Origin of the sequence: Psychrilyobacter sp. (genome assembly GCF_049671765.1) — a bacterium.
Lineage (GTDB): Bacteria > Fusobacteriota > Fusobacteriia > Fusobacteriales > Fusobacteriaceae > Psychrilyobacter.
In genome coordinates this window covers 1-4,373 of the sequence record NZ_JBATVM010000047.1, presented here as the reverse complement: position 1 = coordinate 4,373, position 4,373 = coordinate 1, and the positions used below count along the sequence as shown (strand labels likewise).

Sequence of the window (4,373 nt, the reverse complement as noted above, 5' to 3'; positions counted from 1 at the left end):
GTTAGAGTAAAAGATTTAAACAATAATTTTATTATAGAAAAAACTTTAAATAATTTTATAGCTCCTAGAGATTTTATAACTCAACATATTGGAGATATAAAATTACTTGCCCAACCTACTATTTTTAGAGACTCAAAAGTATATATAAATTATTTATCTTTGAGTGATAAGTAATAATTTATAAAAAATAAAAAAGATCCTAAAAAATTAGGATCTTTTATTATTATAAGGGTTCAAGTACTCTAGTAAGTGCAGTTTTTAACCTCTAAGTTAAATTACAGTTTTAATAAAATACAATATAGGAGAAGTAAAAAATATAAAAGATATATAATTTTCATGAACAGATATTTCATAATAAATTTTATTTAACCATCCAATTTTTTTTAATGCTTCAACTTCTTGAGTATCCCATTTTATTGCAAAATATCTATCTCTAGGACTATGATTTTCACTTAATTTTAATTCTTCTAAATATTCAATTTCTATTTTTTTTATTCTTTCAAAATCAATATTAAAGTCTAAGTGAGAAAGTTTGGTATACATACTTTGGAGTTTAATATAATGAAATTTTAGTGATAATGCTCTTTCATTATATTTCTGTGTATTAGAATATAATGAAATCATTGTTACAGATACAGATAAAAAAACCATTAATAGATTATAGTCAATTGTTCCTATACTCGCCTTTAACCCTAAAATAGCTAAGCCTATTAAACATAATGAATAAATAAAATTGATGTAATTCCAGCATTTATTTTTTTTTAGTAATTGTTCTGATAAAATTATTCTACTTTTACGAGTTATATATATGTTTCTTTTTAAATTATTATAATAACCTTCTTTCATTTATCGTCTCCTTTGAATTATGATATACTTTGAATGTCTTTTTCTGTTTCTTTTTTTTGAGCATTTACATATTTTTTAAATTCATAGTTAATATCTTTCACATTAAACGATTCAGCTCTTTTCCCTAAATTTTTAATTAAAACGTCTTTCTTTTCTTCAGGAGTATACTTGCTAAAATTAGGGATGTATTTGGTTTTGTCTCTATTATAAATTATTTCATGGAAACTTTTTGAAAATTTTTTAATATTTTCTATTGGAAGATTATGTCGTTTAAATAACTTAATTACTAAACTATCTAATTTATATAGAATTGTTAGGTCTTCTAATTGAGAAAAAAAGAAAAGCCAACCATATTTTTCTTGGTCTTCACTTATAAATCCTGTTATTTTAAAGTTAATTTTATCAATAAAATCAAAAAAGTTTTTATCTTTTTTTAATTTATAGTCATTTAATAAATTTTCTAAGCGTTTTTCCATTTTATTTATTGTGCTAGATCTAATTGTAAATAATTTCCCAGTATACACATATCCAAGATATGAAAATCCATTATTTATCAAACCACTTGAACTTTTAGAACTATTTTCTTTTAGGGGATGAACTTTTAATTTGTAATTATCTTCTAAGTCTTCAATTATAGATTCATATATTTTGTTTATATCTTTTCTTTTACAAAGAATTAAAATGTCATCTACGTATCTAAAGTACTTATATTCTTTATTTTCTAGTTGTTTTTTATCAAAAATTTTTAAATAAATTGTAGATAAAACATTTGAAATTGGTAGTCCTTGTGGAATACCCAGGGTATTTTTATTTTTACATTTAACCCCTATTGAACAAGTCCCAGTAGTAATAGCTTTATTAATTAAGGTTAGTATTTCTTTTTTTCTAATATTTTTACTAAGTATTTTAAATAATTTTTTATGGTTTATTGTACCGTAGTAATTTTCTAAATCTAATTTAATAAAACTATCATATTTGTTTGTTTCTAGTGTTTTTCGAATATCGGATATATATGTTTGAACTAAACTAGTTTTTATTTCATTTTTAAACAATTCATGTAAAACTTCTTTTAATGCTACGAGTGTTATTTTATCTCTAATTGTACATATTGAAACTTCTCTTGGGTTTTTCTTTTTTCCTTTTAAAATTAATTTTTGTCTATAGGTGGTAAAATTATAACTATTATTAAAAACTTTTTTGCTAATAAGAATTATTTCGTCCATTAGTTTACCTTTAAAAATTCGATGATTTATTTTATCATTTCCCACTGCAGCTTTATATTGAACATTTTCATCATATATTCTTAGCAAGTTATTTTTCTTAAATAGACTGTTAAATAGTTGATAAGCCTTCATTTTTTTAACTCCTTAGAAGCCTACTAAAGAAAAAATAGATGGTAAAATTCTTCTAAGCTTTTAAGCCCAGAAGCCTTGGGAAGAGGGATTTTCACAAATCACCTCATTGGTTAGATTACTTTCATATGAAAGTCTCATTGAAATTTAGTTCAATGATAGTAAGCTTCTATTTAACAGAATATCATATTCAAGTATTATATATCAATATATATATTTCCTTGATAAGTAATAGATGAATTTATGGTTGCTATGAAGGGACTATTAATACTTTTGGACCACTGAATGAAAATGGAGAGTATAAGAAGATTAATAATGAGATGAAGCAGATCCATGAGGAATTGAGTTATTCTATCCTTAAACCAGAGGATAGGAGGCAGTTCCATAAATATGAAAACTTAGTTTCAGAGTTAGTATGCATTGTGGAGGAGATTTATTTTAAGATAGGTTATGAGACCTCGGAGTTTCATGGAAAGTTGAGTGAATAAATAAAAAGCCAGGGAAATTTCCCTGGCTTTTAATCTTAAATGTTTTCTACTCTATTTTTTATTACCCAATGAGAAATTTGTTTTAGTATTAAAATTTGTTTTAATGATAAACTTTCACTTGAAATAAAAGTATCGCCCTCTATATTTTTTTTAGAATGGACTATAGAACATCTTGTACTATATATTTCTTTAGACAAAGTCTTATAAAATTTATCAGCATTACTTAAGTTTACAATGTTTTTCTCAACAATATAATCATTTATTTCGTTGTCAACTGAGATCCAATGTTTAAATTTTTCGTAAATGTTTTCAACTTTTAAAAGTAATTTAAGAGAATCTAATTCTTTTAAATTTTCCTTAAATCCTTTAACCGCAGGCATTACTTTATCAAAATTTATTTCACCATTGGTTTGAATTGAATCTTTAATTGTTTGTTTAAATTGTTCTTCATTAACAGTTCTATAAAAATATTCTAATACTTGATAGTAGCTTAAATATTTCATTGTCTTCAAAGTGTTAGAGTTTGCTGAATTAAAATACATAAGTGGTTCTAATTCTAGTTTTTGTTCTGATACTTCTAAATCAAATTCTAAATTTAATCCTTCCGTGTTATTTAATTCATCAATATTTACAGCTTTAAAATTTAAATTTAATTCGTTTGAACATTGGAAAATAATTTTTTCAATTAGTTCATCAGTATTAATGTTTTCATCGACATCAAAAAGTTTTAGGGTTAGTACCTTTTGAGGGTCAACGGAATGTACAAAAGTTCCTCCTTCCATCATAATTTTCAAGTTATTTGTAAGATCATTTATATAAATAGACCACCATAAGTCAGTCATTTCATTAATTCGACCAATTAATTTTCCATTTTTATATAAATCTATTTTACCTATATGTTTAATCTCACTTTCAAATCCTTTAATAATTTTTTTATAAGTTTTACTATCTGATGGCTCAATCAGAGTCTCATAATAACTTCCTACACTTATAGATGCATTTTTGTATTTAAAATATCTATTAAATATACCTATACTAGTATTAGGTAAGAAATCTTCTATTGAATTTACAGATCCAATGATTTCTTTAATCCTTTTAATAATGGACATATCCAAATAGGGGAAAAGGTCTTTTGGATTCTCATCCCAATCTAACACCCATTTTTTAAATTTTTCCATATTTATATAATTTTCTTCATGCATTTCATCACCCTTTTGAACTTTATTTATTTGTTTAGTGTATTTTATCATAAGCAAATAAAAAGCAATACCCTTAACTTTCACCTCTTTATGTGTTAAAACTCCTACAGGAGTTGTTTTTTATGACACAATACAAAAAATACTTAGAAGACAACTATACCAAAGCTACTATTGAAGCTTATTTTAAAGGGATAACTATATTTAATAAATTTTTAAAAGATAGAGAAATAGATAGATCTATTATAAATAAATTAAAAATATATTTGATGGAGGAAAGAAAAGTATCTATTGGATACAAAAATAAAAACACACTAATTTTAGAGTAAAATAAGGCCACTCACGCTACCTTTAAGGCTATTTCTAACCCCCTTAAGGCCACTCAGTGGCCTTATCTTTTTTCTTCTCTTCAATCCCAATGTTTTCAATGGGTTCAAGGCCTTCTTATTTAACGTATTTCCATAGTAAAGGTACACTGTATAGGGTAAGGG

Annotated in this window: 5 protein-coding genes; 2 read left to right on the top strand and 3 right to left on the bottom strand. The window is 24.5% G+C overall.

Annotated elements, in window-relative coordinates:
• Window positions 1-270: 270 nt before the first annotated feature.
• Both WBG30_RS02110 and WBG30_RS02105 read right to left on the bottom strand, forming a co-directional pair.
• Window positions 271-846 carry an SLATT domain-containing protein gene (locus WBG30_RS02110; RefSeq protein ID WP_424502991.1) on the bottom strand — a complete coding sequence of 192 codons (576 nt, stop codon included), beginning with the start codon at window positions 844-846 and terminating at the stop codon, window positions 271-273.
• Window positions 847-863: 17 nt separating this feature from the next.
• The gene (locus WBG30_RS02105) at window positions 864-2,201 is read right to left on the bottom strand and encodes a reverse transcriptase domain-containing protein (RefSeq protein ID WP_424502990.1); all 1,338 of its coding nucleotides are present in this window, start codon (window positions 2,199-2,201) and stop codon (window positions 864-866) included.
• Between the two features lie 317 nt (window positions 2,202-2,518).
• Between WBG30_RS02105 and WBG30_RS02100 the strand changes: the two genes are divergently transcribed.
• Complete coding sequence (locus WBG30_RS02100) at window positions 2,519-2,686, top strand: hypothetical protein (protein ID WP_424502989.1); 168 nt, start codon at window positions 2,519-2,521, stop codon at window positions 2,684-2,686.
• A gap of 35 nt (window positions 2,687-2,721) precedes the next feature.
• Here WBG30_RS02100 and WBG30_RS02095 read toward each other — a convergent pair whose 3' ends face one another.
• Window positions 2,722-3,969, bottom strand: a complete 1,248-nt coding sequence (locus tag WBG30_RS02095) for a hypothetical protein (protein ID WP_424502988.1) — start codon at window positions 3,967-3,969, stop codon at window positions 2,722-2,724.
• A gap of 38 nt (window positions 3,970-4,007) precedes the next feature.
• Between WBG30_RS02095 and WBG30_RS02090 the strand changes: the two genes are divergently transcribed.
• Window positions 4,008-4,211: a hypothetical protein gene (locus WBG30_RS02090; RefSeq protein WP_424502987.1), complete on the top strand. Its 204-nt coding sequence runs from the start codon at window positions 4,008-4,010 to the stop codon at window positions 4,209-4,211.
• Window positions 4,212-4,373 lie beyond the last annotated feature (162 nt).

Coding starts and splice junctions, on each gene's coding strand:
- WBG30_RS02110 (WP_424502991.1), bottom strand. CDS start 846: ATGAAAGAAGGTTATTATAATAATTTAAAAAGAAACATATATATAACT.
- WBG30_RS02105 (WP_424502990.1), bottom strand. CDS start 2,201: ATGAAGGCTTATCAACTATTTAACAGTCTATTTAAGAAAAATAACTTG.
- WBG30_RS02100 (WP_424502989.1), top strand. CDS start 2,519: ATGAAGCAGATCCATGAGGAATTGAGTTATTCTATCCTTAAACCAGAG.
- WBG30_RS02090 (WP_424502987.1), top strand. CDS start 4,008: ATGACACAATACAAAAAATACTTAGAAGACAACTATACCAAAGCTACT.